This is a genomic window from Listeria monocytogenes ATCC 19117 (genome assembly GCF_000307025.1).
GTDB classification, from domain to species: Bacteria; Bacillota; Bacilli; order Lactobacillales; family Listeriaceae; genus Listeria; species Listeria monocytogenes_B.
Window position 1 is genome coordinate 2328609 of the sequence record NC_018584.1, and the last position, 25654, is coordinate 2354262.

A 25654-nucleotide genomic window follows, 5' to 3' on the forward strand; every position below is an offset into this window, starting at 1 on the left:
TTAAAGGAGGAAACCAAACATGAAATTGTACCAACCAGATCAGCTACCATTAACAAAGTATCTATTTTTTACAGGAAAGGGAGGTGTTGGTAAAACAACGACTGCTTGTGGCACTGCTACTTATTTAGCAGATAGTGGGAAAAAAGTTATGTTAGTCAGTACCGATCCAGCAAGTAATTTACAAGATGTTTTTCAAACAGAATTAACAAATAAAGGGAAAGAAATTCCAGAAGTTCCGGGATTAACTGTAGCAAATTTTGATCCAGTAACAGCAGCTGATGACTATAAAGAAAGTGTTGTAGGACCATTTAGAGGGAAACTACCTGATTCTGCTTTAGCGAATATGGAGGAACAATTATCTGGTTCTTGTACAGTAGAGATTGCTGCCTTCAATGAATTTTCTGGTTTTTTAACTGATCCAGAAGCAGAGAAAAAGTATGACTATATTATTTTTGATACCGCACCAACAGGTCACACGTTAAGGATGTTACAGTTACCGTCTGCATGGAGTAATTTTATGGATGAAAATACAACAGGAGCTTCATGCTTAGGTCAATTATCTGGTTTAGGTGATAAAAAGGAAATTTATGAGCATGCTGTAGCCACATTAGCTGATGGAGCAAAAACAACTTTAATGCTTGTAACTAGACCACAAAAGGCACCACTTTTAGAAGCAGATCGAGCTTCTAAAGAATTACAAGAGATAGGCATTGAAAATCAAGTTTTATTAGTGAATGGCGTCTTAGAGGAAGCAACAGATAAAGTATCTCAATTGATTTATGATGGACAACAAGAAGCGTTGGCACAAATGCCAGATAGTTTGAAAGCTTTTCCTGAGTACAGTATTCCTTTACGTTCTTACAATGTGACTGGTGTTGAAAATCTACGCCAATTGTTGAAATCCAATCAAGGTGAATTTTTAACTGAAATAGTCACACCAAGAGCATTTCCTAGATTGAAAGACATCGTGAATGAGTTGCATCAATCTGGTAAAAAAGTGATTTTTACAATGGGTAAAGGTGGCGTTGGGAAAACGACTATTGCTGCGGCAATTGCCACTGGTTTAGCAGATAAAGGCAAGAAAGTTCATTTGGCTACAACCGATCCAGCTGCTCATTTACAATTTGTGATTTCTGAATCCGATCAAATCAAGGTGAGTCATATCGATGAGGACAAGGAATTAGCAGATTATACAGAAGAAGTATTAAGCAAGGCTCGTGAAACGATGTCACCAGATGATGTTGCTTATGTAGAAGAAGATTTACGTTCGCCTTGTACACAAGAAATCGCTGTATTCAGAGCTTTTGCAGAGATTGTGGATGATGCCGATTGTGATGTGGTAGTTATTGATACCGCACCAACAGGACATACATTACTATTACTTGATTCTACCCAAAGCTACCATAAAGAAGTAGAGCGGACATCTGGTGAAGTACCAGAATCAGTGAAACGTCTCTTACCTCGTTTGCAAGATGGAAAAGAAACCGAAGTGGTCATGGTCACTTTACCTGAAACAACACCTGTTTATGAATCTATGCGACTACAGGAAGACTTGGATCGAGCAGGCATTGCTCATACATGGTGGGTCGTGAATAACAGTATGTTAACAAGTGGTACAACAAATCCAATGTTATTAGCCCGAGCACAAAATGAAAATACATGGATTGATAAAGTAGCAGAATTATCTAATAATCATTATGGGGTTGTAGAATGGCATGCAGAAGAAATCTCTGGAGAAGCACTACACAATATATTGAATTAGAAGCATTTTATTTTTTTTATTGATAGATAGAAATTTTTCTATCTATCATGCACTTATTTGAATTTTATGATGGAGGAAGATGATGATGGAAAAAGAAGAACAAAAAGGATTGGGAATATTTGAAAAATATTTAACGCTTTGGGTGGCTTTGTGTATGGTTACGGGTGTTTTAATTGGGAAATATTTGCCAGCTGTTCCAGCAACTTTAGGGAAATTCGAGTATTATCAAGTATCTATTCCAACAGCAATCTTAATTTGGTTGATGATCTATCCGATGATGTTGAAAATAGATTTTACTAGTATTGTCAATGCAGCTAAAAAACCTAAAGGTCTGATTGTAACCTGTACAGTGAATTGGTTAATTAAGCCATTTACGATGTATGCCATTTCAGCATTTTTCTTTTTCGTTGTATTTAAAGGGATTATCCCAAATGATTTAGCCAAAGAATATGTTGCAGGAGCAGTATTGTTAGGTGCGGCACCCTGTACTGCAATGGTCTTTGTTTGGAGTTACTTAACCAAAGGAGATCCAGCTTATACATTAGTTCAAGTTGCGATTAATGATTTAATTATTTTAGTGTTGTATGCGCCAATCGTTGCTATTTTATTAGGTGTTGGAAATGTAGCTGTTCCAATTAATACATTGATTTTGTCGACTGTTTTATTCGTAGTGATTCCACTTCTTTTAGGTGTTGTCACTCGAACATTCATCATAAAAAATAAAGGACTTCATTATTTTGAAACAGTATTTCTAAAAAAATTTGATAAGGTTACGATTATTGGGCTTCTCTTAACGCTAGTGATTATTTTTTCTTTTCAAGGTGAAAGAATCTTGAATAATCCACTGCACATTCTTTTGATTGCAATTCCGCTAACCATTCAAACACTATTTATTTTTGCTATTGCGTATACATGGGCTCGCTTTTGGAAGTTGCCTCATTCGATTGCTGCTCCGGCAGGCATGGTTGGAGCTAGTAATTTCTTTGAATTATCTGTAGCAGTAGCCATCTCACTATTTGGTTTACAGTCAGGGGCAACATTAGCAACAGTAGTGGGCGTATTGGTTGAAGTACCAGTCATGTTGCTATTAGTTAAAGTTGCGAATAGTACAGTTGGATGGTTTCAAAAAAATGAGTTACCTCAATCGTTAAGAAGCTAGTTTAAGAAGACTAAATTTATTACTTGGAGATGTTGATTGTGGCAGGTGTAACAAAAAAATTATCATTATTGGATCGTTATTTAACCCTCTGGATTTTTCTTGCAATGGGCTTTGGTATTGGATTAGGTTATTTTGTACCAGAGGTTGTGACAGGAATAAATAAACTGGAAGTTGGAACAACTTCTATACCTATTGCGATAGGCTTGATATTAATGATGTATCCACCGTTAGCTAAGGTGAAATATGAAGAGATGTGGCGTGTCTTTAAAGATTGGAAGGTTTTATTATTATCACTTTTCCAAAACTGGATTGTCGGTCCCATTTTAATGTTTATTTTAGCTGTTGTCTTTTTACATGATTATCCTGAATATATGGTGGGGTTAATTATGATTGGTCTGGCTCGTTGTATTGCAATGGTAATTGTGTGGAGTAACTTAGCTCAAGCGGACAATGAGTATACGGCAGGATTAGTGGCGTTCAATTCCATTTTTCAAATTATCTTTTATTCAGTGTTTGCCTATATTTTTGTGACAGTTATTCCGGGATGGTTAGGCTTAGAAACGCATGCTGTTTCAATTGGAATGGGTGAGATCGCAACAAGTGTTTTCATTTATTTAGGTATTCCTTTCATTGCAGGCTTTTTATCTCGTTGGATTCTAATAAAGAAAAAAGGAAAGAAATGGTATGAAGAAAAATTCATTCCTAAAATTAGTCCAATTACATTGGTTGCCTTATTATTTACAATTGTTGTGATGTTCTCCGTTAAAGGAGAAAAAGTCATTGAACTTCCAATGGATGTAGTAAGGATTGCCATTCCATTACTCATTTATTTTGTCCTTATGTTCTTTGTTTCATTCTTTATTTCTAAACGTATGGGAACCAGTTATCCAATTGCAGCTTCATTATCGTTTACCGCAGCGAGCAATAATTTTGAATTAGCAATTGCGGTAGCAGTTGGCGTATTTGGTATTAATTCAGGGGAAGCCTTTGCAGCAGTAATTGGTCCACTAGTGGAAGTTCCGGTTTTGATTGGTTTAGTAAATGTAGCATTGAAATTTAAGCAAAAATATTTTAAGCAAACTTAAAAAAGGAATGAGGCATCTTTATGAAAATTGTGATTATTGGTTCAGTAGCAGCTGGGACAAGTGTGGCTGCAAAGGCTAGACGAAATACAGAGGAAGCAGAGATTGTTGTCTACGACCAAGACAAGGATATTTCCTATTCAATTTGCGGGATTCCTTATTATATAGGAGATGAAGTTGAAGAGTTAGATAAGTTGACCCCTAGAAATGCTGCATGGTTTAAAAAGCGTTATAATGTAGATATTTTTACAGAGCATCGAGTGACAGCTATTCATCCTGAAACTCAAACGCTTGAGGTTGAGAATCTTCAAACAAAGGAGAAGAAAACCGAATCCTATGATGAATTGGTTTTAGCAACAGGATCCAAACCGATTGTGCCAGAGATTTTTAAAGCACAGCAAGCTAATAGAAATCTTTTTCATGTTCGTACTATTCAAGATGCTGCTGCCATTCACTCATTTATTGAAAAAGAAAAGCCACAACAAGCTACTATTATTGGTGCAGGCTTTATTGGATTAGAAATGGCAGAGCAATTGGTTCATAAAGGAATAGAGGTAACTATTATTCAACGTGGCAATCAAGTCATGAAACAAATGGATGCTGATATGGCTTATCGTGTCCAAAAGGAGCTTGAAAAGAATCATGTTAAGCTCCAACTGAATACAACAATCACAAAAGTAATAGAGAAGGATGGCTATATTACTGAATTAGCAACCAATCAAGAGCAAACAATCAAATCGGATTTAGTCATTCTTGCAGCTGGTGTTACTCCGAATACTTCACTTATTCAATCGACAACTATTCAATTGGGAAAATCTGGTGCGATTAAAGTGAATAAGAAAATGCAGACAACGGTACCACATATTTATGCGGTAGGAGATGTTGCTGAGAGCTATTCTGTCATTACAGATAAACCAATATATCGTCCACTTGGATCAACTGCTAATAAGATGGGTAGAATTGCTGGTGATATCATCACAGGAGGAACACTGGAACATCGTGGTATTTTAGGAACTGGTATTGTTCGAGTTTTTGATTTAGCGGTTGCATATACTGGTTTAACAGAAAAAGAAGCTAAATTAGAAGGATTAGAGACAGCTATTCTTTATAATATTAAGCCAGATCATGCGGACTACTTAGGTGGAAAAGAGCTGACAATCAAAGCTTTAGCAGATAAAAGTAGCGGGAGAATTCTTGGAGCTCAGATTATTGGAGAGCAAGGTGTAGATAAACGAATTGACGTAATTGCCACTGCAATTTCATTTGGTGCAGTAGCAGAAGATTTGTTCCATTTAGACCTTGCTTATGCACCACCATTTGCGACAACGAAAGACCCCGTTCTTTATACTGGAATGGCGTTAGATAATGCAATAAGCAATGGAACACCTTTAATGACCCCAACTGAATTGATTGAGCGACAAGCAAGTGGAGAACAACTGCAAATTATTGATACTCGTTCCAAAAAACAATATGAAATTTCTTGTGTTAAAGGGGCTATCCATATTCCATTAGCAGAAATACGTGATAGAGTGGCGGAGCTAGATAAAAATGTAACAACAATCACGTATTGTAATAAGGGCGTAACTGGAAATGCTGCTCAAAATATCCTGTTAAACGAAGGATTTAAAGAAGTCTATAATTTATCTGGAGGAAATAAAAATTACCAGATAATCGCCCAAATGCTCGCCTCTAACTGATTTAATGATGAAGGGATTAAATAGATGACAGAAGAAAAAAGAGCGCTGGCAAGACTTGCTGGTATCTTGGGAGCTTTCCTCGCTGCCAAACTATTAAACTATCAAATAAATGTTAGTATATTTGTAAATTTTGTTATAATTGTTGTGGTTCTATATGTTTTAGCTAAAAAAAGAGAATCTAAAGCTAAAGAAGACAGAAAATAGTTTGTCGCAAATGCAGTTGCACCTTGACTGCATTTGTTTTTTGACAAAAGAAATATGAGTAAGGAGGTAATGAGTAAATGAGCTATGCACTAGATTTAAAAGGCTTAAAAAAAGTATATGCGACCGGTGTTGAGGCGCTGCGTGGTATTGATTTAACTGTAGAAGAAGGAGATTTTTATGCACTGCTAGGTCCAAACGGTGCTGGAAAATCAACAACAATTGGAATTATTACCTCACTTGTTAATAAGACTGCTGGTCAAGTAAAGGTTTTTGATTATGATATTGATAATGATTTAGAGCGAGCAAAGCAACAGATTGGTCTTGTGCCGCAGGAATTTAATTTTAATCCGTTTGAAACGGTTCAACAAATTGTAGTAAATCAAGCAGGATATTATGGTGTCTCAAGAAAAGAGGCACTGAAACGTAGTGAAAAGTATTTGAAGCAGTCCAATTTATGGGAGAAAAGAAACGTTCGTGCCCGTATGTTATCTGGAGGGATGAAACGAAGACTTATGATAGCTCGAGCATTAATGCACGAGCCACGTCTGCTAATTCTTGATGAACCAACTGCTGGAGTGGACATTGAGCTTAGAAGAGAAATGTGGGCATTTTTAAAAGAGTTAAATGAAAGTGGCACAACAATCATTCTTACAACTCATTATTTAGAAGAAGCAGAGATGCTTTGTCGTAACATTGGAATTATTCAATCAGGTGAGCTAATTGAGAATACAAGTATGAAAGCACTTCTATCAAAACTACAATATGAGACTTTCATTTTTGATTTAGATAGCTACGACAAAAAGCCTGTGATAAAAGGTTATAAGCACTTTTTTGAAGATGATCTAACACTTGCTATAGAAGTTGAACGAAATCAGGGAGTTAATAATATTTTTGAGCAGCTCAATCAGCAAAATATCAAGGTTCTTTCTATGCGCAATAAATCAAATAGATTGGAAGAGTTGTTCTTAAAAATTACCGAAGACAAACATCAAAAGGAGGAGAAAAATGTTTAGTATCTACTTTACAGCACTTAAAAGCTTAGCAGTTAAGGAAACCAACCGTTACCTACGGATATGGGTACAAACTTTAGTGCCTCCTGTTATTACGACCTCATTATATTTTGTTATTTTTGGAAAAATGATTGGTGGTCGTATTGGTGATATGGGCGGCTTCTCCTATATGGAATTTATTGTACCAGGTTTAATTATGATGTCTGCAATCACAAGTTCTTACGCAAATGTTTCTTCATCTTTCTTTTCTCAAAAATTCCAAAAGAATATTGAAGAGCTATTAGTTGCACCTGTACCCACACATGTTATTATTTGGGGATTTGTTATTGGTGGACTGGGTAGGAGTATCTTAGTTGGGACATTGGTTACAGTCATTTCTCTATTTTTTGTTCCACTTCATGTTTATTCATGGTTTATTGTGGTGATTACATTATTGATGACTGCAATTTTATTTTCATTAGCAGGCTTAATTAATGGTGTTTTTGCACAATCTTATGATGATGTTTCAATTGTACCAACATTTGTTTTACAGCCATTAACTTATTTAGGTGGTGTATTTTACGCCATTTCAATGCTACCACCTTTTTGGCAAGGAGTTTCAAAAGTCAATCCTATCGTTTATATGATTTCTGGGTTCAGATACGGTTTTCTTGGGACAACTGATGTGCCACTCGTCATTTCTATAACGATTCTAATTCTTTTTATTATCATCCTTTATTCTGTTTGTTGGTATCTTGTTGATAAAGGGAAAGGGCTGAGAAGCTAGTAAAGAAGGAATATCAAAGGTTGAGAGAGTAAAAATTAGATTATTAAACAGTAAAAAGATAGAAACTTATTTGTATTTCAATAATAAGCTTCTATCTTTTTTAATTTTAATGTCATCAAACGAATTAATTGAACAACAAATGATTGGAACAGGATTCAAATATTGAAACTTTTTCTAAGAAATTGCATATAGCGAAAATGACAAAGCTTGCTGTCTGTATAAGTTAGTATCGGAACAAGGGAGCGTTCATAGACAATTGTATGGAATCAACATTGACATAATAAATTTGAAAGGCTACAATACAGTTGAGTGATTGCTCAATTGAAAGGGTGAGAAATATGAATAAACAAGAATTGATCTGTGATTGCGATGTTATACATAAAGAAGTTGTAGAGAAAGTGAAAGAAGTGATGCCTGAAAAACAAGCAATAACTAATTTAACTAGTTTATATAAGGCATTTGCAGATAAAACTAGATTGGAAATACTGTATGCATTACACGAGAGTGAAATGTGTGTTTGTGATTTGGCTGTGTTGCTGAATATGACGAAATCGGCAATTTCTCATCAATTAAAAACTTTAAGGCTCGCTAATCTGGTAAAAAACAGACGTGAGGGTAAGATTGTGTATTATTCACTTACTGACAAACATGTGTATGAAATTTTCGAACAAAGTTTCAAGCATGTAGCAGAATGAATCTGGAGGTCCCGATATGAAGAAAGAGTATATTTTAGAGGGGTTAACTTGTGCAAACTGCGCAGGGAAAATTGAGAATGACGTTAAGAAAATAAGCGGTATAGAAAATGTGACACTTAACTTAATGAATACGACGTTAGCATTTGATAAGAAAGATGACAACGGTCTTGATGAAGAAATCGAAAAAATCGTGCATACGTACGAACCAGAAGTTGGTGTTTTTCCTAAACAGGAATATAAAAAAGAACCAACAAAAAATTTGAGTCTTAAAGATAATAAGATTTTTCTTCGACTAGTAGTTGGTGCAATTATACTTATATTTGCAGTTATAGCCAACATGCAAGACGGTATAAATGATTGGTTGAAGTTAGCGTTATTCTTAATCAGTTATGCAATTCTTGGTGGAGATGTATTGTTAAAAGCAATTCGTAATATTTTTAAGGGCCAAGTATTTGATGAAAACTTCTTAATGAGTATTGCAACGATTGGAGCCTTTATCATTGGAGAAACCGCAGAAGCAGTTGCTGTTATGCTTTTTTATCAAATTGGTGAATTGTTTCAAGATATTGCCGTTAAGCGTTCTAAAAAATCAATTACAGATTTAATGGATATTCGACCAGATTATGCTAACTTGAAAGTTGGAAACGACATCAAGAAAGTAAAACCTGAAACAATAAAGATTGGTGATATCATTATTGTTAAGGCTGGCGAAAAAGTATCTCTTGATGGAATTGTCGTTGCTGGCGAATCCCTGTTAGATACAAAAGCATTAACAGGTGAATCGGTCCCACGAAAAACAAAAACTGGAGATAACGTATTGTCTGGTTGTATCAATCAGAGTGGTGTCTTAACGATTGAAGTTACAAAAACATTTGGTGAATCAACGGTGGCAAAGATTATTGATCTTGTTGAAAATGCTAGTAGTAAAAAAGCCCCCACTGAAAACTTTATCACAAAATTTTCAAGATACTATACTCCAGTAGTGGTAATTGTTGCAACCCTATTAGCAGTCATTCCTCCCCTATTCTTTGGTGGTGAGTGGTCTGATTGGGTAAATAGAGGGCTAATCTTTCTTGTAATCTCTTGTCCATGTGCATTGGTTGTTTCAATCCCGCTAGGTTTCTTTGGTGGAATTGGTGGTGCTTCTAAACATGGTATTCTAGTAAAAGGCAGTAATTTTCTTGAAGCCTTAAACAATGTTGATACAATTGTATTTGATAAAACAGGAACACTAACAGAGGGAGTATTTGAAGTCACTTCTATTAATACAAGCAATGGTTTTACAGAAGAGCAATTAATAGAGTATGGAGCAAAAGCAGAAACACTGTCTAATCACCCAATTGCTATGTCAATTAAGAAAGCTTATGGTAAAGAGATTGAACACAGTGAACTTGATTCTTATCAAGAAATTGCAGGACATGGAATTAGTGTATTGATTAAAGAAAAACCTGTTCTTGCAGGAAATGAAAAATTAATGAAACAGCATAATATTGAGTATATGTCGAACAGCGAAACAGGAACGGTTGTTTATATTGCTATTGATAATGTATTTGCTGGTTCAATTGTGATTTCAGATAAAATTAAAAAAGATAGTTTTGAAGCCATTCAATCACTTAAGAGTAAAGGTGTTCAAAAGACAGTCATGCTAACAGGTGATAATAAAGTGATTGCTCAAAATATTGCTAAAGAATTGTCATTAGATGAAGTTTATTCAGAATTACTTCCAACAGACAAAGTGGATATTTTAGAAAGACTTGAAAATGAGGAAGTTGACAAAGGAAAACTAGCCTTTGTCGGTGATGGAATCAATGATGCTCCCGTATTAGCAAGAGCAGATATCGGAATTGCTATGGGCGGTTTAGGGTCAGATGCTGCTATTGAGGCAGCAGATATTGTCTTAATGACCGATGAACCTTCTAAAATAGCAAAAGCCATTGATATTTCAAGTTTTACAAAGAAAATAGTATGGCAAAATATTATTTTTGCATTAGGTGTTAAAGCCATCTTTTTAACTCTTGGTGCATTCGGAATTGCAACAATGTGGGAAGCTGTATTTGCTGATGTTGGTGTATCTGTATTGGCGATTTTAAATGCTACACGTGTCATAAGATATAAATAATCAGAAGCAGGTATTGTAAAAAGTACAATACCTGCTTCTTTATCTGAATAGTGTAAAGAATAATTTTTTAGTTGATTTTACAAAATTAAGCTGCGACAAATATAGTTGTGCGAACTAAAAACTCTTTCTCAAGTATTTTTAGTTTTAAAATTTATGGTGTTCCATACCCTATAATATAAGGGCTATTTTTTTCATAACTTAGTTTAGCAATCTTGTCTCCTGAATTACCTTCAATTGTATAAACAACTTCATTTTCTACTTTCTCCACGATTCCTACATGGTCGCTGACAGAATCACCATCCCAATCAAAAAAAATGATATTGCCACTTTTAGGCAAATTACCTTTCCCTAGCCATTGGTTTTTAGCTTTAAAATTTTCAATACCTGTTGGGCAATAAGCAAACCGTTCCATTTTAACACCAGCTTTTTCAGCATTATAAGAAACAAAAATGGCGCACCATTCAACACGTCCGTTGAAGCCATACCATTGCCAATACTTCATCCCTCCATCATGTGTTCCTTCATCCAATTCTTTAAGTGCTGAGTTTACAATAGCCGAATTTCCTTGACTATTATTGCCGGAAGTAGAAGTGGTGTACTGTTTAACAATTTGAGCGTAAAACATATTGCCATACGCATAACGATAATCATAGCCTAAGTTAACAGCTATAGGATTAGTGTAAGTAACTGTTTTTCCACCTGCTTGATTTTTTGAGAATTGAATCGCATTATCCAGAGAGTAGCTCTTACCTGAATGACTTAGAAAGCCACCTCCAAAATTATATGATTGTACAATATTTAAAACATCGTATTCTCGGTGTCCTTTCCACATATCTGCAAAATATTTTACGCCAACTTCAATGGATTCATTTGGATCTTGAATTGAATTAGGTGGCTTTCCTTGGCTTTCGGAACATTGCATTACATCGGGATATTTTTCTGAATTTCCCCCTGATTCTGCCATAATGATTCCTAATAAATAAGGAACCGCTTCGGAAATCTCATTTTTAGCAGCTTCTTTTGTGACTTTATCTTTCCAACGAAGCACTGCTTCTGGAAGGTTTTGTCCTTCTTCCGAGCCAGAGTTGGTAGTTGAAGAGTCACTTCCAGCAATGAGCATGAAAAATATAAAAAAGAAACCTGCCAGTAATAAAAGAGATAACTTACGTGGTTTCATAGGGCTGTTCCTCTTCTAATTCTGGAGTGCTATAGGCTTCCTGTCTTAAATGACTAATTTCTTTTTCAAGTTGCTTTGCTTCATGTTGTGTTACTGGAGATGGAGAAGGTGATGAAGGGGTTTCTTCTAGAGAAACATGTTCTATAGTTTCTGTTATCTCTTTATTCTCAACAACTTGTTCCACAGAAGTTTCAATTTCTTCCGCTAAAGGACTTGGTGCAATTAATGTATCATCAACTTCTTCCATTGGTAATACAGTTTCCGTTATAAAAGGTTCTGTACTTGTTTCAAAGTCTGATACGTTTTTAACAGGATAGTTTGGCAATTCTGCTGAATCTTTTACACCAACAGTATTTATAGGGAGCGTTTCTTCTTTGGATGTCATTGGATGTTCATCAAAAGCTGTTGCCGTTTTATCAAGAGAAGTTTCTTCTTCACCAGCTTGCACTAATAAATTATCCTGTAGTTCGTTTTGACGATAAGCGTGATCCAATTCTACTCCAGAACGAAGGTAATCATTTTCTGCGGCTTGTGTTTTATAGGCTTGTTCAGCATAGCGATTTTGCTGATCTTCTTTTTGTGCTCGTTGCTGCTGCCTTTCTTGAAGAGCTTGTTTTGGATTGAAAGAAAAGTCTTTTAACTCTGCTTTTCCTTTGATAAGTGAGCGAACGATTTGTCCTTTATTCTTCCAAATGAATAGACCTAATAAAACTTTTACGAACAGTCCAACAATCATTGTGACAATGTTTGTTACAACAAAAAAGGAATCTAGCAAATTTAGAATAGAGAACAAGAGACCAAAACCGAATCCAATCCCTATTTTTGAAGCAAACAGTGTTCCTAGTAACATGAATCCATTTTTTAACAGATGGTGCATGTTTGGAATCAAAGCTAAAAATAGTAGTGAGGGGAAGAGAAACAGAATTCCGTAAATTAATAGCTGGATTAAAATATTTGCAACCCCAATGATTAGTACCGCTGTTCCAATCACAATCAGCATAATAAATGTATTTAGTAAAACAGCTACTTTTTCGGTCATACGATCAGAGGTGAGATAAGAATTTTTTTCGGAGTCTTTTTTTATTTTATCTGCAATTTCGTCTGTCTTTTTTTGATTAAATGTTTCGCCACTTTTAACAAGATAGGATTCAAATTGCTCTTTTGATAAGTCAGTTTTCCCAAAATTGAGTAAAGCATAAGGTTTAATAACAAATTCATCAAAAATAAGATTTCGGATATTGCTTGTTCCATCTAATTGTTGGTTTGATCCGAGTAAGTTCTCTGAAATATTGCCATTGCCTTTTGTCAAACTACCACTTGTTAAATCAACTAATTGTCCTTGAACATTTTGAGATAGTATATTCACTTCTTGGATTTTGTTAGCACCATCCGAAAAGAAGGTCATACTTCCAACATAGATTAAAGTAAAAACACCAAATCGAATTAATGCTTTGCTGATTCCTTTTTCAAAAAAATCTTTCACTGAAATAACAATCACGAACGTAAAAAGGAGAATTCCTACAACACTGAATAACTTATTGTAAATAGCACCAGTAGTAGAGAATAAATCCGGTAATACTCCTTCTAATAAATTTAAACTAAAGAGTTTGTCTATCACATAATCTAATGCCAGAACAAGGTATTTGATTAAGCCAAAGGCAATATTGAGCAACGCATTTAGCACACTTTGTAAATTTTCATTGATGCTAAACCAGCCGCCTTTTTCAAAAAAGGATTGGAAACTGTCAATATCAAATAAATCTTTTAGTAACATAGCAGCTCCTTTCTAAGTGCTAAAGGTCGTTTCCACATCTGCACTTGTATTTTTTTTGACCGTTTGCAGCATTTGATGGATTTCTTCATAAGGACAGTAGACAAGCATTTTGCCAACACGTCCTCGTAAATCTAAATAAAGGCAATGATATTTTGGTAGATTTTTTAACCACTCAATATTCTCATTAGTGATTTCTAATCCTAAATGACGAAGAATATCTTCTCGTTCATCTTTGTCATCGTATGCAAAAATTCGTCCAAAGTTTCCTGTATCATCTTCTTCGGCTGTATCTTTAACAGATTGAGTGACAATAATCAGGGTATTGTTAAAACTTCGACCAACTCTGCGCATGGATTTGATAATCGCACGACCGTTTTTAGAAGAATTAAAAATCCAACTTTCATCAAATAGAACAACAGTGCTTTCCTCTCGGTCACGTAAGCCGAAAAGTTCACAGAATTTTCCAATAGACATCATCAACATGACCGATTTTCTTTGGGTAGCACTGTAATCATTGCTAAGTGTTTCTGCACGAGGCATTTCTAACCCCAAAACTTCTAAGATAGTCACCTTATTCGTAAGATTTAGTCCTTCATTTTCGCCATAACTAAAAGCTAATTCTAAAATAGAACCTTGTACTGATTTCTTGATTAAGCTGGCTGTATCTCGTACCTCCTCATGTGGACTTTCCAGCATGAAGTCAACTACATGAAGTAAGCCTATTCGTTCACCTTGATCTCTTCTTTTTAATACAGTTTCGATTCCTTCTAGCATTGCCAATCTTGATTTTTTCTCTCTAGCACTAGTAAAATCATAAAGCTCTTCAAATAAGTCTTGCGCCATGTCTTTTGCAGCTACTCGATTAGGAATAAAACAGAAGGGATCAAGAACGCCTTTGTTACTGGTTTTATTTGGATCAAGTCTCACTTGGTGGAAGTGCTGTTGAATGAAAGCACAAGTGTCGGGATACTTTTCTTGATAAAGTGGATGATTGATAACCTCCATAATCCAATCGAAGAACTCAGATTTAGGATCAACGTACAATCCTTTTCCATTCATTAAAACTGAAAGGAAGAAAATAAACTTTGCCAAGTAGGATTTTCCGTTTCCAGTGGGTCCAGTGATGGCAATGTGCGGGCTATTGGCTTTTTTATCAGCGATATCATTTTGGTTCCCAATAGATGGATTAAAGAAAATGGGTTTTCGACTCGTTTTTGCCACTTCTTTTGGTGTTAAGTTTCGAGTGTTTTTCAATTCCGAGACCATACCAATAGGAATTCCTACGTTATCACCAATCCGATTTTCAACACTCAATAACATTTCACTAATTCCTTCAACTGTGGTGTAGTGAAGCCAATTTTTTTCAGAACCTAGTTTGTTACCAGCTAAAAATTGATGGAAGAGAAATACTTGATCGGCTAAGCCTTTGACTATTTCAACATTTCGAGATTGGCATAAAGAAATGACGGTACGAATCCGACTACGACATTCCTCTGGTGTTTGTCCAAAGACACCAAAAAGTCCCAGCCATTTAATGACAGGGACTCTTAAGTCTATTTTATTGTTTAAGTCGGTCAAAGCATAACGATTAAAGCGACTGGATTTCATTTCGGAATCGCCCATAGAAACCGTTTCTTTTGCACTATTTTTTAATCGCTTGGCAGCACGAGAAGACTTTCCTTTTAATCCTCTACCACCTTTTAAGGGTTCAAAATGCCCTTTGAGTCGGAATTCTACTGGAAAGGGGAGACTTTGCACCACTTCTGCTATATGATTGAATGCCAAGTTGGGGGCGAATTTATGAATAGGAAGCAGAGCAATGTAGCTAGTTCCTTCTGAGCTTCTTAACTTTAATAAGCCTTGTTCTTCTGTAGGATCAAGAATAGTATCTGTTAATGAATAGCTGCTATTTTCAACAAAATCAAGATCAAAGGAAGTCTTCATTCCACGTACATAGGGATAACGGCAGGCTTGTAGCACTTCTTGTTCAGTAAGTCTACGCCCATTAACCGTTCCAACAAGTTGAAAAATTTCTGATTCTATTGAACGGTATCGTTTTAAAAAATCTTCATCAACAGTTAGGTGATAGTGGTTCAAGGATAATAACTTTCCTGCGTAATAGTCAACGACTTCCATCGCTTTTCCTTTTACAGTTGTTGCAGAAGATAAACTAGAAAGTTTAACCCCAATATAAAATTTTTCCGTTGTGAGAACTCGAAGTTGATTTTCTAATTCGGAAAGTGTTCGATCAACTAAACTATCGCCCATTGATTTTGCTTGTTCATCAAAATTTTCGGAGAAAGCTGCTAGCCGCTCACTAAGATTGTAAGAATGCGGATTTAGAAATAGTTCAAAGTCCTCAAAACGGCGTAAGCTTTGTAAAAATTGATTCCATTTTTGTTTATGCTTTTCTTGAATTTCTTTATTTTGACCAATAACATAGTCGCTAGGACAAGTAAAATATGCCCAAACTTCATTTTCTGTAGTAAGCAATAAATTATGATAAACCTTATGAAATGGCTGTTTAAACTTCATTTTTTTCCACCTTTCTATAATAATCTAGTGATTCGTTTACGAATGGATTGCTTGATTAATGAATGATATTGTTCCTTTAATTTAGGAATTTCTGACATCGGGATAACTCCGTCTGCAAATTGCCGAAAGAGTATTTTCTTCATTAGCAATACTTCATCATCTGTTTCAAACAATTCATAGAAACCTTCTTCTCTTGCCTTTAAGGATTCAAATTCATGGATTAGTTCTGGAACAACACTATCTTTTATTTCTTGTTTCAATTGGTCAACATCTAATGTATTCATTTTTGCTTCTCCTTCTTTTTTTATGGAAAGCTGTTCAACGGTACAGCGATCATAAATTACTTTTTCTTGTTTAAATGAGTGAAGTTGCTCATGATACAGTGATTTATGCCCAAATACAAAGGTCAGAAGATAGAGAAAATAATCTTTCAAAAAAATATCCGCTCTCTTTCCATCCGGCTCAACTCGGTTAAATAGTTGTACTAATCCATAAGGAATAGCTAGAGAAACTATGACGACTAATTGATTCATTCCAAAAAGTATCAAGAGAGCACTAAACACAATCGCAAAACTGACTGTTGCAACAGTGAAATCCTGTGCATAAACAACAAAAGGTAAGTGGACATTTTTGGCAATTTCTCTGATCATATAGGGTGCATTGAAGGGCTCTCTATAGTCTAATATCTGTTTTTCTATATTCATGACTATAACCCAAAGTAGCTTTTTAGATTAGAAAGTGAATTAAGAACGCCTGTAGGGTCTTTGATAACAGCGTAAATGATACCGCCAAAAAAGAGGATTGCAAAACCTTGAATCCATTTTGAATTTAGAAATTCTTTGATGACTAAATAAACAACAACTACACCAAAAATTGGTGCAATCCAGTCATTCAAGATATAGTTACTGGCTTCCTTAGCGTTTGCATCAGCATAAGCGACAGGAGATAGAGCGAAAAAGAATAAAAGGCTACTGAATAGTGTTGTGAGTTTGACAGTTAGTAGTTGTCTTTGCTGAGGAGAGCATACTATTTTCTTTTGTTTCATTTAAATTCCTCCTAAATAATGATGAATGGTTTCAATAAAATAAGTGTTTTCTCGTTGCTTCAACAATAAAGTCATGGTTTCCTTGTGACCTATTTTTGTTTCACCATCAATAACATCAAATGTAACAAAAGCAAAGAGTTGTTTGTCTTTGAAGAAGGGTTTAATTTGGCTATTACTTATCTGATAATTACCTGTTAGAATTTCTGGTTCTTTCATCATAAATGCCATATCTTCCAATGAAGCAGATACATATTTATCAAGGAATGACTGGATGAAACTGACAACCATTTTTTCTTCTTTGGTATCCACTTGTTGGTACTGAGAAATATCAGGCATTTTTAGTTGCCCATTTTTTGAAGTTAGTGAAGGCTCAAGAGTAAAATAAGGATAGGCAGTCACTTTAAACGATTGATTTTTTAATTGTATAAAAGGGATATTTAACAACACACGATTTTCAATTTTTTCGTAGTCAATATATTTTTCTTTGGTGACTACTTCTTTATTACCTTCTTTTTTCTTTACATCACGTTCTTTTGTAACTGGAGCATTGATTTCATAAGCAATACGGTATTGAGCCACCAATTGTCCATTTTCACTGATTAGATTATAAAAATCAGAAGAGAGTAGTTTTCGTTCAGTCCCCGTATTCTTTTCTTCATCTAGGGTAATCATGAAATAGGTCTCTTGGAGTGAATTAAAACGTTTTTCAAATGCTTGCTGCTCGGTAGGAATATTAATGTAAGCTGTAATGAAAGGCTGTAGAAACTGTTTATACAATTCTGATGTAACAGCTGTATTTGTCTTTTTTGCTAATTCTTTGTGAATCGTTTCAGTTAATGTGGTTTGTTCTTTGCGAATAAGACTTTGCATTTGGGTAGATTTAACAAAGGCAAAGGGACCACTGCTGATTAACAAAAGCGTTAGGATTAGAAAGAAGGTACGAGTCGTTCGGATACTAGCGGCTTTTTCTTCTTTTGGTAAAGCTGGGGGATGATTCTTTTTCTCTTTGATAAATTTCATTGAATTACTCCTTTGTGATTATTAAAAAAGGGAACCCCTTTACCAAATAAAGGAGTTCCTTTGCAGAAAGTTGCGTACCATAAATTTTTAAACGACTAGACTGAGAATTGAATAGATAGGTAGCTTTGTAAAAATCATACGAATAACCAAGATAAACACCGGAATCGCTATAACGTTCTAGTCCTTCAATATAAAGACTGGTGTGTTTAGAAAGAATTCGTTCAAAACAGACTTCTTTTTTAGGAATAAAAACCAGATTTTCTCGTTGAGTTAGTTTTTTTACAGTGAGAAATTGCCGAGCTTGTCTTTCGGGAATTTGTCTTTCTAAATAGAAAAAGCCATATTTTTTGAGTTCTTCTTTGAGATATTTCTGATTCATGACAATACCTCAATAATAGTATTGTCGTTTGCTTGATAGAGGCGTCCATCTTGGCGTAAATCTTCACCAATTCCCCCATAGTCAACATTCCACTTGATTAAATCAGGAACACCAGATAAATAGCCAAGATCATCCACTAATTGTTCTGCATAGTCTTTATAAGAATAACAGTCAGAGTAGACTTGAATTTCATCAATTTGTTCAAATGCATCTAAAATATCGCTGAAAAATCCGTACTCTACAAGTTCACCTAAATAGTGAATGGCTGGGTGTCCACTATGCTCATCCAGTTGTTCTGCTACTTCATTCATTTCATTAAAATTTTCATAGTGAGAAAGGGTAAATGGTGCCATGTAGTCTGTTATTAAATGTTCCTGCCCATCCTCCAATTCGATTTTTTCTTTGACCTCTTCCCAATCAATAGGTAGTTCAAACCATCGCCCTTTATGGGTATGAAGATTTTCGATATATAATTCAATCATTTTTTTCACCTCTCAATTAAATAAAAATTGTGCTAATAGTTGTTCGACTTCATCTTGTGTAACAGTTACAGAAGAGGGAGTAGCTGCTTGAGTTTCTTCTTGTAGCAATAATTCTTTTATTGTTGTTGTAAGTTTTGCCAGCTCTTCTTGATCTTTTTCTTTTAGCTCTGCTTGCTGAATTCTAGACATTAACTCATTTTTGCCAAACGTTTGATCCATAATCCAAATTTTCTTTAGCGTAGGAGCAAGATAGTTTGAGAGCCAGCGTAACGCTTTGTCATAATTTGGTTTTTCACCCTTCATGGTCAATCGTAATTCTTGCATACTTTCAATGACCATACGCCAATTTTGACTGTAATGAGTGCGCAGTCCATTTGAGTCGCAATCATATACTTTGATGGCAGTATCAATTAATTCTTTGCCGATCCATTCAATTGTTTCTCCTGTAGAAAGTAAATACTCAACAAAGAGATAGGCTTTTTCGTCAGCTAAACGGATTTCATAACGATTTTTAATACCATATTTCTGACGAGCCATTTCAACAGATATTTCTTCTTTTTTTGCTAGTTCGTAATCTTTTTGGTAAAAGTTTAAATAAAATGGCGATTGTCTGGAACCAAAATAAAGAGAGAGTCCTTTGTTGAGCCGCTGCCCACTCTTAACAACAATTCCTCCTGTAAAATCAAAATTGCGAAAAGTGGTATCGACTAATCCTTGTTCAACTTTTTCTTTCAATTCAAATAAATCATAATTGGGATAAAGAAGAGAGAGATGTTCATCCAGAGCCAAATCAATTCGCGTAATTTTGGTGTCAATTATTAGACCTTCACCAAAAATATTCGATTGATAAAGCCGCCAAAAGAATGTCGTCCAAGTTTCTTCTTGTTCTTCTAGTACCAATTCATATTCTCGACAGCCTTGTCCACGCAGTTCAATCATCACTCCCATATCTAGGTTTTCTGGATTTGAGAAAACAAAGATGTCACTAAAACAATAGCTTTCAGTATAATGATTAAAGCCATAGTTTTTGTAAATGAATACATCTGGATTCATTTGTAATATTTTCTCAATTACTTGAGAAGGGGAGTGGATTTTGAATCGAACACGAAGAAAATCAATTTTTGCTTCCATGGGTAGAAAGCCACCGTCCAAATGGAATGTTTTGCGTATTTTTTCTATGGATTTTTTTGGGATCGTTCGTTTACCAGTTTCAATCATAGAGAGGTATGATTTACTCCAATCAAGCTTTTCGGCAAATTGCTGTTGTGTTAATTGTAGTCGCTTTCGTAAAATTTTTATTTCTTGATTATTCATGGGTCACCTGCCTTGTTGTTCACAAAATAAATGAAAATTGTTTACAGCTTTATTCTTAAAGAAAAGCTTTATTAATAAGGGATTTTGATAACCAATTTGTCTTTCTTGTAAAAAGTTACCCCCATGTTATTTAGCGGGGGTAACAGGTTAGAGCGAGCGCTGCTCGCCCTAACCACGCACAGTCATAGGCAGGAAACCTGCCTATTCCTTTTCGTTCTACCGCCACACACCAAAGTGTGCGGCTTTCACAAGGAAACCTTGTTCATAAAACGAAGCGGTTAGTATCAGCTTCTTCCATCCGCTGAGGCAACGAAAAAAGGGCAACAAAAGATAAAGCTTTTCCTTTCCCTTTTTTCATTGATATAGGGAGTATCTCACCCTAATTTTTTCTGTGAAAGTCCAAAAGCTGAATGTGCTTCATTAATTTCCTCAGTAGTCATTTCTTGTAAAAGCTCTTTTATATTTAATGTTTGCATAGTACCTATTTGTCTAAGTTCTGCTAGGAAATCATATTTTTTCGGAACAAGAGGGGCATAGAATTCACGAGGAACTCCTGAGCCACTATCGCAGTAGCCTCTGCCTTTCATTCGTTTATTGATGAACGCTTTTCCTTTTTGATCCGATCCAAAAGTCATGTAATAGCCCTGTTCTGATAGCTTTCCCAAGCTAACTCGAAATAGAAGATTATCACGTACACCGCCACCAAAGTTATCTGCATCAGGACGTTGGGTTGCTAAAATGAGAAAAACACCTGCTTGTCGTGCTTTTAGAACAAGTTCCTTTACATATCGCAGAATTTCGTCCTGTTCTTTATAGGTTAAGGTGCCAAAAAAGGCTGCCCACTCATCAACAATAATAAAGTAGGGAGGAATACCATAGTATGCAAAGTTTTTCCCTGTTGTATAGTTAGGAAGAGCCTTCATATAAACATAACGTCGATTCATTTCTTCTACAGCATTCTTTAAACATTTCGTAATCCATTTTGTCCCGTAAAATACGTGATTTTTGAATAAATGTAGACTTTCTAAATCTTTTAAATCTGCTTCTTTTGGATCACATACATCAACCGTTCCAATCTGAATGAGCGCATGAATTAAGGTGAGCAGAAAGTAGGACTTGCCACCCCCTGTGCCTCCAGTTACTAACATGTGAGGCACTTCGGCATAGTCCCATACAACGCCATCCATGAGTTTGACTTGTCCATTTGTTACGATACAATCTTCAATTCCAATCCGCTTACTGATCACATCAATCATTAATAAATAGGTGGTGAAGCCCATCTCCTTTTGTTCCTCAATGAAGTCAGCAATGTACATTTCTTCAAAAGTCTTTGCAATTTTTTGAAAGCGATCATGCCATTTCATGCCATCTGTGGGAACCGTTAAATAAAGAATTTCCTTGGTATTACGGTAATAAACTTTTGGAAAAACCATTTTTTCAGTAGCCTGTTCTTTTGATTTCCGTTCCTTCTTCTCATACAATCCATTGCTTTTCAAGAGACGAGCTAACATTTGTCGTTGGTAGACTCGATAGAAGAAACCACCCTTTAAAAAAGAAACTCTGCGAATCATGACCAAAACTAACAACGGCAAGAAGAGTATTAAAAAAAGCCCTCCAATGGGAACTAAGAGGGCAATCCAATCAATTATTTGTCTTTGTTGCATCATCTGTATTAGCGGATAGATAAAAAGGTAGCTATAGTAACCAGCAAATAATAGAAAAGGAAACCAAGCTAGTAGAAGGTAGGTACGGTAAACAGATAGATGTAGAGGACGAATTCTACGTCCACGATAATGAAAGAATGTGTTCATAGTTGCCTCCATTCAATTAGTTTTTCAGATTTTGCTCCCCTTTGGCTTGCTTTACATTAACTGATTCTACTTTTTTTAGGGATTCTGCTCGGATTTTGAAGGCTTGCTCTGACTGAATCGAATCGTTATAACCAGTATAAGAAGAAAGCCAAGCAAGTGCAGTGACTTCTCCTGTAAGCTCTACTTCATCATCATAAGAGAACGCTGTAGTATCAACAGTTTCTGGAACAGTAATATCAATTTGGTCATTTTTAGCTTCGGAATAGACAGTAATGCGTTGTTCACGAACAAAATCTGTTCGGTTACCTTCTGTATCTGTTTCATAAATTTTTTGGCTATTCAAATAGAATAATTTTCCAAATGTTCTACGTGTATCAAAATCTTTCACAATGTTATCTTCAAATTTTAAACTCATCATTTTTCTCCTTTTCTAGTTCAGTGTCAGCAGTTGTTTAGCGAAAATTTGTAATTCAAGTGATCGACTAACTGTTCCAATATTATTTCGTTTGGCACTAGGAACAAGTGTAACTTCATGCAGCTCGACTTCTTTACGACCTTCAAAACGTAGGGAGTTTCGTAAATTTGGAACGATGATTTCAAAGTCAGGATGAAGAGCAGAGGAGGCTGTAAAAATGCGACAAGGGATTCTTTTTCCCTCTACATAAATTTCTCGTTCTTCTTTAACGGTTGCTTTGATTTTATTTCCTAATTGATTGTCCTTTAAGACAATGCTTGTGACACGATTGGACATCTTTTTTCCTTCTTTCTTTTTTATAATAAATAAGAGACATTGAACTGCCTCCGTTTTTTCTAATTATCGTTGTGATGCTTTTTCTTTTTGTTGTAAAGGTAATAGCCAGCAACTCCAGCTAACAATAAGCTCCCTAAAATAATTCCTGCAAAAGAAACAACTTCACCAGTTTGTGGTAAGCTTCCTGTTACAGAAGTTTCTTTTTTACTTGGAATCATTTCATTTGTCATGTTACATTTGACAACCTCACCATCTTCTTGAATTTCAAACTTAATCGGCGTTTCGTCTATTTGATAGCCAGTAGGGGCTTTATATTCTTGGAAATAGTAAATTCCTCGTGGTAAGTTTTCAAAACTAAAACGACCTTGATGATCCGTCTTTCCTTCAATGATGATTTTTTTATCTTTATCAAGAATACGAACGCCTGTATCTGGTAGCTCTTTTCCATTGGAAACATCCGTTTTGGTTAGTTCAGCAATCCCTTTGACTAAATGATTTTTAATCCCCAGCAGTAGAAGTGGCTCTTGATCGGTTTGTGGTTCCTCAACTGGGGTAGTTTCATTCGTTAATGGCTTGTTTGGATTTTCTTCTTTCTTCTCTTCATTAAGGATTTCACTAAGTAAAGTTCCTTTACTGTCATAGGCTTGAATTCCTTTTAGAGTAGAGACGATTTGATAGGTCTCAGGAGATAGAACATACTGTTCAGAAGCTGATTGTTTTTCTTTCAAATAGAATGTTCCCACAGGGATATTGGTAAAGGTAGCAAGAGATTGTTCATCTACAGTGACTGTTTGAATCACTTCTTTTTCCTCATTTTCTAAAGTGAAAATAGTGCCTTTTCCATTACCTGTGAAAGCAAAATCATAGCCACTTCTTTCTTTTAAAGTGGCTTCTTCATTCACTTTTTTTAGTGAGAATTGGTTGAAGTGAAGCTTATTTAGAAGTGGTACAGATTTATCCTCCGAGCTTTCTTTCGCAGCATAAATGTCGATTACTTTTTCGGATTCGTGGTCAGCAGCTGTAAACTCAAATTCATGATGGCTAGTGTCAATATCATGATTTTCACCAGCATCTAATTCTTTAACATAATAGTTTCCTTCCATTAATTGTTGCGTAGGGAACGTAAGCTCACCATCTTTTACTGTGCCAAATCCTAGTAGAGAATCAGCAGGCAGCACTGTTTTATCTGTCATTGTAAATTCTTGATTAGTGAACAGACCGAATATTTTGTCGTTGGCTTTGATTTCTTCTACAATTGGTTTATTTTCTTTCCATTCCTGAATTTGCTCTTCATTTTTATGGAGAGTGATCTTTAGTTGTTGAAAATCGTTTTTTGCTTCAATAGATTGAGATACAAGTTCAACGTTTTGTCCTTCATAGGTGAATTCAAAAGGAAGCGGGGTGGTATTCATCAAATAGCCAGCAGGTGCAGCTGTTTCAATGGCTTCATATTTTCCGAGATAAAGTTTTGGCATATTCGTTAGTTCACCATTGTTATCTGTTTGAACAGTGGCAACTACACCTCCTTTTTTTGCATGAACATAGTTGCCTACTTTAATATCTTCACGAGCTTTGATGGTGAAAGTTACATCCGCCAGAGGAACATAATCAAAAGTGATTTCATGGAGCTTTCCGTAGTCTGAATCTTTTGCTGTAACACTAGAAGCTTTTTGCCCTGTTTTCCTTAGGTGAAGCAATCCTTGTTGGGCTTTATTTCCAAACACTACTTCAATTGTTTTATTGGGTTCAATCGTAATTTCTTTAGATTCGCCTTTATTTACAAAGCCATTGCTGGCAGTTACTTCGGTGATTTTTATTTTGGTACCAGCTTTTAAGTCATTTATTTGAGCTAAACCATTCGTATCAGTGACAATTTCTTTGGATTGTTCGTTAAACTCAAATTTCATTTTTGTATTGGGGACAGGCTGTCCGGTATCCTCATCTACTTTTTTCAATTTGACATTACCGTTTAAATTGACTTTGATATTTAGCTGAAAGGAGCCGGCATTAGATAATTTGAAAGTAGCTACTTTTTGTTCATTGGGTTTGTTGAAAACAAAACTTGTACCAACATCATTCGCATTTGCGATATTGTACTGTAATTTTCCTGTTTCTTTTGATGAACTGGTTGCGGTTAACTTCAATTGGTTTCCGGATTTATTTAGTTGTAGATTAGCAGAATTACTAGCTAGATTGCCATACTTACTTAAAACACCGTTTGTATCATTAAGTGTGATTGTATCGCCAACATTTAACGTGATAGTCTGATTATTGAATGAAGGTTTTGTATTGTGAGCATTCACTTTTGCTAGAATTTCATTTTTCCGATTTTGATAGTTGGGAAGGGTGGTAGACAGTAGCTGATCGCCAAACGACTCCCAAATCATATTTTGAGTGATTCCATAGTTTTCACTTGTAGGATTCGTTTTATAGCCATAATAGGCAATCAGAGACAAGCGGTCTTTTTCAGCAATTGTAAGTTCTGATGGATCAAAACCAGAACCACCGTTTAAAATGGTACCATGTTCAATACAGAAGGCAGGCTCGCCCTCTGCTTTAATCATGTGAACACCGTCGTCTGTCCAGTGAAGACCAGCAGGATTCGCTAAATACCAAGTAGAAACGTAATCAGCAATTCTTGTGTAGTTGACGGTAGCAGCAAGAGCAGTGATAGGAGTAACAAAAAAACTAGCCATCATTACTATCAATGCAAGATAGCTGGCTAGTTTGTGTTTTTTATATTTAGTTGTCATTGTTTCTTTTCCTCCTTGAATTATTTTTGTTTTTAGAGTTATGAGAGGGACTTCTGATTGGTGGGGACAAGGGTTTTGGTTCAACTCCTTTTTTATTGTTTATATATTTACGTTTACAT

Annotated in this window: 22 protein-coding genes; 9 read left to right on the top strand and 13 right to left on the bottom strand. The window is 35.5% G+C overall.

Going from position 1 to position 25654, the window contains the following annotated elements:
* Window positions 1–19: 19 nt before the first annotated feature.
* From arsA to cadA, 9 genes are all read left to right on the top strand, one after another.
* Complete coding sequence (gene arsA / locus LMOATCC19117_RS11465) at window positions 20–1762, top strand: arsenite efflux transporter ATPase subunit ArsA (RefSeq protein ID WP_002333378.1); 1743 nt, start codon at window positions 20–22, stop codon at window positions 1760–1762.
* Window positions 1763–1841: 79 nt separating this feature from the next.
* Window positions 1842–2921: an arsenite efflux transporter membrane subunit ArsB gene (gene arsB, locus LMOATCC19117_RS11470; protein WP_003744447.1), complete on the top strand. Its 1080-nt coding sequence runs from the start codon at window positions 1842–1844 to the stop codon at window positions 2919–2921.
* A gap of 29 nt (window positions 2922–2950) precedes the next feature.
* Window positions 2951–4006: an arsenite efflux transporter membrane subunit ArsB gene (arsB, locus tag LMOATCC19117_RS11475; RefSeq protein WP_003744449.1), complete on the top strand. Its 1056-nt coding sequence runs from the start codon at window positions 2951–2953 to the stop codon at window positions 4004–4006.
* A 20-nt stretch (window positions 4007–4026) separates the two neighbouring features.
* Entirely contained in the window at window positions 4027–5700 is a 1674-nt protein-coding gene (locus LMOATCC19117_RS11480) for an FAD-dependent oxidoreductase (protein WP_010785419.1), read from the top strand.
* 24 nt (window positions 5701–5724) lie between these two features.
* Entirely contained in the window at window positions 5725–5904 is a 180-nt protein-coding gene (locus LMOATCC19117_RS11485; protein ID WP_003744454.1) for a hypothetical protein, read from the top strand.
* A 77-nt stretch (window positions 5905–5981) separates the two neighbouring features.
* Entirely contained in the window at window positions 5982–6917 is a 936-nt protein-coding gene (locus LMOATCC19117_RS11490) for an ABC transporter ATP-binding protein (protein ID WP_002372158.1), read from the top strand.
* Window positions 6910–7680, top strand: coding sequence for an ABC transporter permease (locus tag LMOATCC19117_RS11495; protein ID WP_003744460.1), 771 nt, complete (start codon window positions 6910–6912; stop codon window positions 7678–7680). The genes LMOATCC19117_RS11490 and LMOATCC19117_RS11495 overlap by 8 nt, the downstream gene beginning before the upstream one ends.
* A 338-nt stretch (window positions 7681–8018) precedes the next feature.
* Window positions 8019–8375, top strand: coding sequence for a Cd(II)-sensing metalloregulatory transcriptional repressor CadC (gene cadC, locus LMOATCC19117_RS11500; protein ID WP_003744462.1), 357 nt, complete (start codon window positions 8019–8021; stop codon window positions 8373–8375).
* A gap of 16 nt (window positions 8376–8391) precedes the next feature.
* Entirely contained in the window at window positions 8392–10494 is a 2103-nt protein-coding gene (gene cadA, locus LMOATCC19117_RS11505) for a cadmium-translocating P-type ATPase CadA (protein ID WP_003744464.1), read from the top strand.
* A 151-nt stretch (window positions 10495–10645) separates the two neighbouring features.
* Here the strand turns inward: cadA and LMOATCC19117_RS11510 are convergent, their stop codons facing one another.
* The 13 genes from LMOATCC19117_RS11510 to LMOATCC19117_RS11570 form a co-directional block, all read right to left on the bottom strand.
* Window positions 10646–11671, bottom strand: coding sequence for a lysozyme family protein (locus tag LMOATCC19117_RS11510; protein ID WP_010785418.1), 1026 nt, complete (start codon window positions 11669–11671; stop codon window positions 10646–10648).
* Window positions 11658–13445 carry a CD3337/EF1877 family mobilome membrane protein gene (locus tag LMOATCC19117_RS11515; protein WP_003744468.1) on the bottom strand — a complete coding sequence of 596 codons (1788 nt, stop codon included), beginning with the start codon at window positions 13443–13445 and terminating at the stop codon, window positions 11658–11660. Before LMOATCC19117_RS11515 ends, LMOATCC19117_RS11510 begins: the two co-directional genes overlap by 14 nt.
* A 12-nt stretch (window positions 13446–13457) precedes the next feature.
* Window positions 13458–15980: an ATP-binding protein gene (locus LMOATCC19117_RS11520; RefSeq protein ID WP_010785417.1), complete on the bottom strand. Its 2523-nt coding sequence runs from the start codon at window positions 15978–15980 to the stop codon at window positions 13458–13460.
* A gap of 14 nt (window positions 15981–15994) precedes the next feature.
* Complete coding sequence (locus LMOATCC19117_RS11525; RefSeq protein WP_010785416.1) at window positions 15995–16684, bottom strand: TcpE family conjugal transfer membrane protein; 690 nt, start codon at window positions 16682–16684, stop codon at window positions 15995–15997.
* A gap of 2 nt (window positions 16685–16686) precedes the next feature.
* The gene (locus LMOATCC19117_RS11530; protein ID WP_003744475.1) at window positions 16687–17025 is read right to left on the bottom strand and encodes a TcpD family membrane protein; all 339 of its coding nucleotides are present in this window, start codon (window positions 17023–17025) and stop codon (window positions 16687–16689) included.
* Window positions 17026–18045: a conjugal transfer protein gene (locus tag LMOATCC19117_RS11535; protein ID WP_003744477.1), complete on the bottom strand. Its 1020-nt coding sequence runs from the start codon at window positions 18043–18045 to the stop codon at window positions 17026–17028.
* A gap of 4 nt (window positions 18046–18049) precedes the next feature.
* Window positions 18050–18424 (bottom strand): hypothetical protein, encoded by a 375-nt coding sequence (locus tag LMOATCC19117_RS11540; protein ID WP_014929109.1) that lies wholly within the window; start codon window positions 18422–18424, stop codon window positions 18050–18052.
* Window positions 18421–18906: an antirestriction protein ArdA gene (locus tag LMOATCC19117_RS11545; protein ID WP_003744478.1), complete on the bottom strand. Its 486-nt coding sequence runs from the start codon at window positions 18904–18906 to the stop codon at window positions 18421–18423. The genes LMOATCC19117_RS11540 and LMOATCC19117_RS11545 overlap by 4 nt, the downstream gene beginning before the upstream one ends.
* A 12-nt stretch (window positions 18907–18918) precedes the next feature.
* Window positions 18919–20220 carry an XRE family transcriptional regulator gene (locus tag LMOATCC19117_RS11550; RefSeq protein WP_003744479.1) on the bottom strand — a complete coding sequence of 434 codons (1302 nt, stop codon included), beginning with the start codon at window positions 20218–20220 and terminating at the stop codon, window positions 18919–18921.
* 374 nt (window positions 20221–20594) lie between these two features.
* Window positions 20595–22031 (bottom strand): FtsK/SpoIIIE domain-containing protein, encoded by a 1437-nt coding sequence (locus LMOATCC19117_RS11555; RefSeq protein ID WP_010823037.1) that lies wholly within the window; start codon window positions 22029–22031, stop codon window positions 20595–20597.
* A 16-nt stretch (window positions 22032–22047) separates the two neighbouring features.
* Window positions 22048–22446, bottom strand: coding sequence for a DUF961 family protein (locus LMOATCC19117_RS11560; RefSeq protein ID WP_010823036.1), 399 nt, complete (start codon window positions 22444–22446; stop codon window positions 22048–22050).
* Window positions 22447–22461: 15 nt separating this feature from the next.
* Window positions 22462–22782 (bottom strand): hypothetical protein, encoded by a 321-nt coding sequence (locus tag LMOATCC19117_RS11565; protein ID WP_003744482.1) that lies wholly within the window; start codon window positions 22780–22782, stop codon window positions 22462–22464.
* Between the two features lie 59 nt (window positions 22783–22841).
* Entirely contained in the window at window positions 22842–25535 is a 2694-nt protein-coding gene (locus LMOATCC19117_RS11570) for a SpaA isopeptide-forming pilin-related protein (RefSeq protein ID WP_003744483.1), read from the bottom strand.
* Window positions 25536–25654: the final 119 nt, after the last annotated feature.

Bases quoted from the DNA above. Each gene is read 5' to 3' on its own strand.
- LMOATCC19117_RS11525 (WP_010785416.1), bottom strand. From the start codon at position 16,684: ATGAATATAGAAAAACAGATATTAGACTATAGAGAGCCCTTCAATGCA.
- LMOATCC19117_RS11545 (WP_003744478.1), bottom strand. From the start codon at position 18,906: ATGATTGAATTATATATCGAAAATCTTCATACCCATAAAGGGCGATGG.
- LMOATCC19117_RS11570 (WP_003744483.1), bottom strand. From the start codon at position 25,535: ATGACAACTAAATATAAAAAACACAAACTAGCCAGCTATCTTGCATTG.
- LMOATCC19117_RS11540 (WP_014929109.1), bottom strand. From the start codon at position 18,424: ATGAATCAGAAATATCTCAAAGAAGAACTCAAAAAATATGGCTTTTTC.
- LMOATCC19117_RS11495 (WP_003744460.1), top strand. From the start codon at position 6,910: ATGTTTAGTATCTACTTTACAGCACTTAAAAGCTTAGCAGTTAAGGAA.
- LMOATCC19117_RS11510 (WP_010785418.1), bottom strand. From the start codon at position 11,671: ATGAAACCACGTAAGTTATCTCTTTTATTACTGGCAGGTTTCTTTTTT.
- cadA (WP_003744464.1), top strand. From the start codon at position 8,392: ATGAAGAAAGAGTATATTTTAGAGGGGTTAACTTGTGCAAACTGCGCA.
- arsB (WP_003744449.1), top strand. From the start codon at position 2,951: ATGTTGATTGTGGCAGGTGTAACAAAAAAATTATCATTATTGGATCGT.
- LMOATCC19117_RS11535 (WP_003744477.1), bottom strand. From the start codon at position 18,045: ATGAAATTTATCAAAGAGAAAAAGAATCATCCCCCAGCTTTACCAAAA.
- LMOATCC19117_RS11565 (WP_003744482.1), bottom strand. From the start codon at position 22,782: ATGTCCAATCGTGTCACAAGCATTGTCTTAAAGGACAATCAATTAGGA.
- arsB (WP_003744447.1), top strand. From the start codon at position 1,842: ATGATGATGGAAAAAGAAGAACAAAAAGGATTGGGAATATTTGAAAAA.
- LMOATCC19117_RS11490 (WP_002372158.1), top strand. From the start codon at position 5,982: ATGAGCTATGCACTAGATTTAAAAGGCTTAAAAAAAGTATATGCGACC.
- cadC (WP_003744462.1), top strand. From the start codon at position 8,019: ATGAATAAACAAGAATTGATCTGTGATTGCGATGTTATACATAAAGAA.
- LMOATCC19117_RS11550 (WP_003744479.1), bottom strand. From the start codon at position 20,220: ATGAATAATCAAGAAATAAAAATTTTACGAAAGCGACTACAATTAACA.
- LMOATCC19117_RS11515 (WP_003744468.1), bottom strand. From the start codon at position 13,445: ATGTTACTAAAAGATTTATTTGATATTGACAGTTTCCAATCCTTTTTT.
- LMOATCC19117_RS11530 (WP_003744475.1), bottom strand. From the start codon at position 17,025: ATGAAACAAAAGAAAATAGTATGCTCTCCTCAGCAAAGACAACTACTA.
- arsA (WP_002333378.1), top strand. From the start codon at position 20: ATGAAATTGTACCAACCAGATCAGCTACCATTAACAAAGTATCTATTT.
- LMOATCC19117_RS11485 (WP_003744454.1), top strand. From the start codon at position 5,725: ATGACAGAAGAAAAAAGAGCGCTGGCAAGACTTGCTGGTATCTTGGGA.
- LMOATCC19117_RS11520 (WP_010785417.1), bottom strand. From the start codon at position 15,980: ATGAAGTTTAAACAGCCATTTCATAAGGTTTATCATAATTTATTGCTT.
- LMOATCC19117_RS11560 (WP_010823036.1), bottom strand. From the start codon at position 22,446: ATGAGTTTAAAATTTGAAGATAACATTGTGAAAGATTTTGATACACGT.
- LMOATCC19117_RS11555 (WP_010823037.1), bottom strand. From the start codon at position 22,031: ATGAACACATTCTTTCATTATCGTGGACGTAGAATTCGTCCTCTACAT.
- LMOATCC19117_RS11480 (WP_010785419.1), top strand. From the start codon at position 4,027: ATGAAAATTGTGATTATTGGTTCAGTAGCAGCTGGGACAAGTGTGGCT.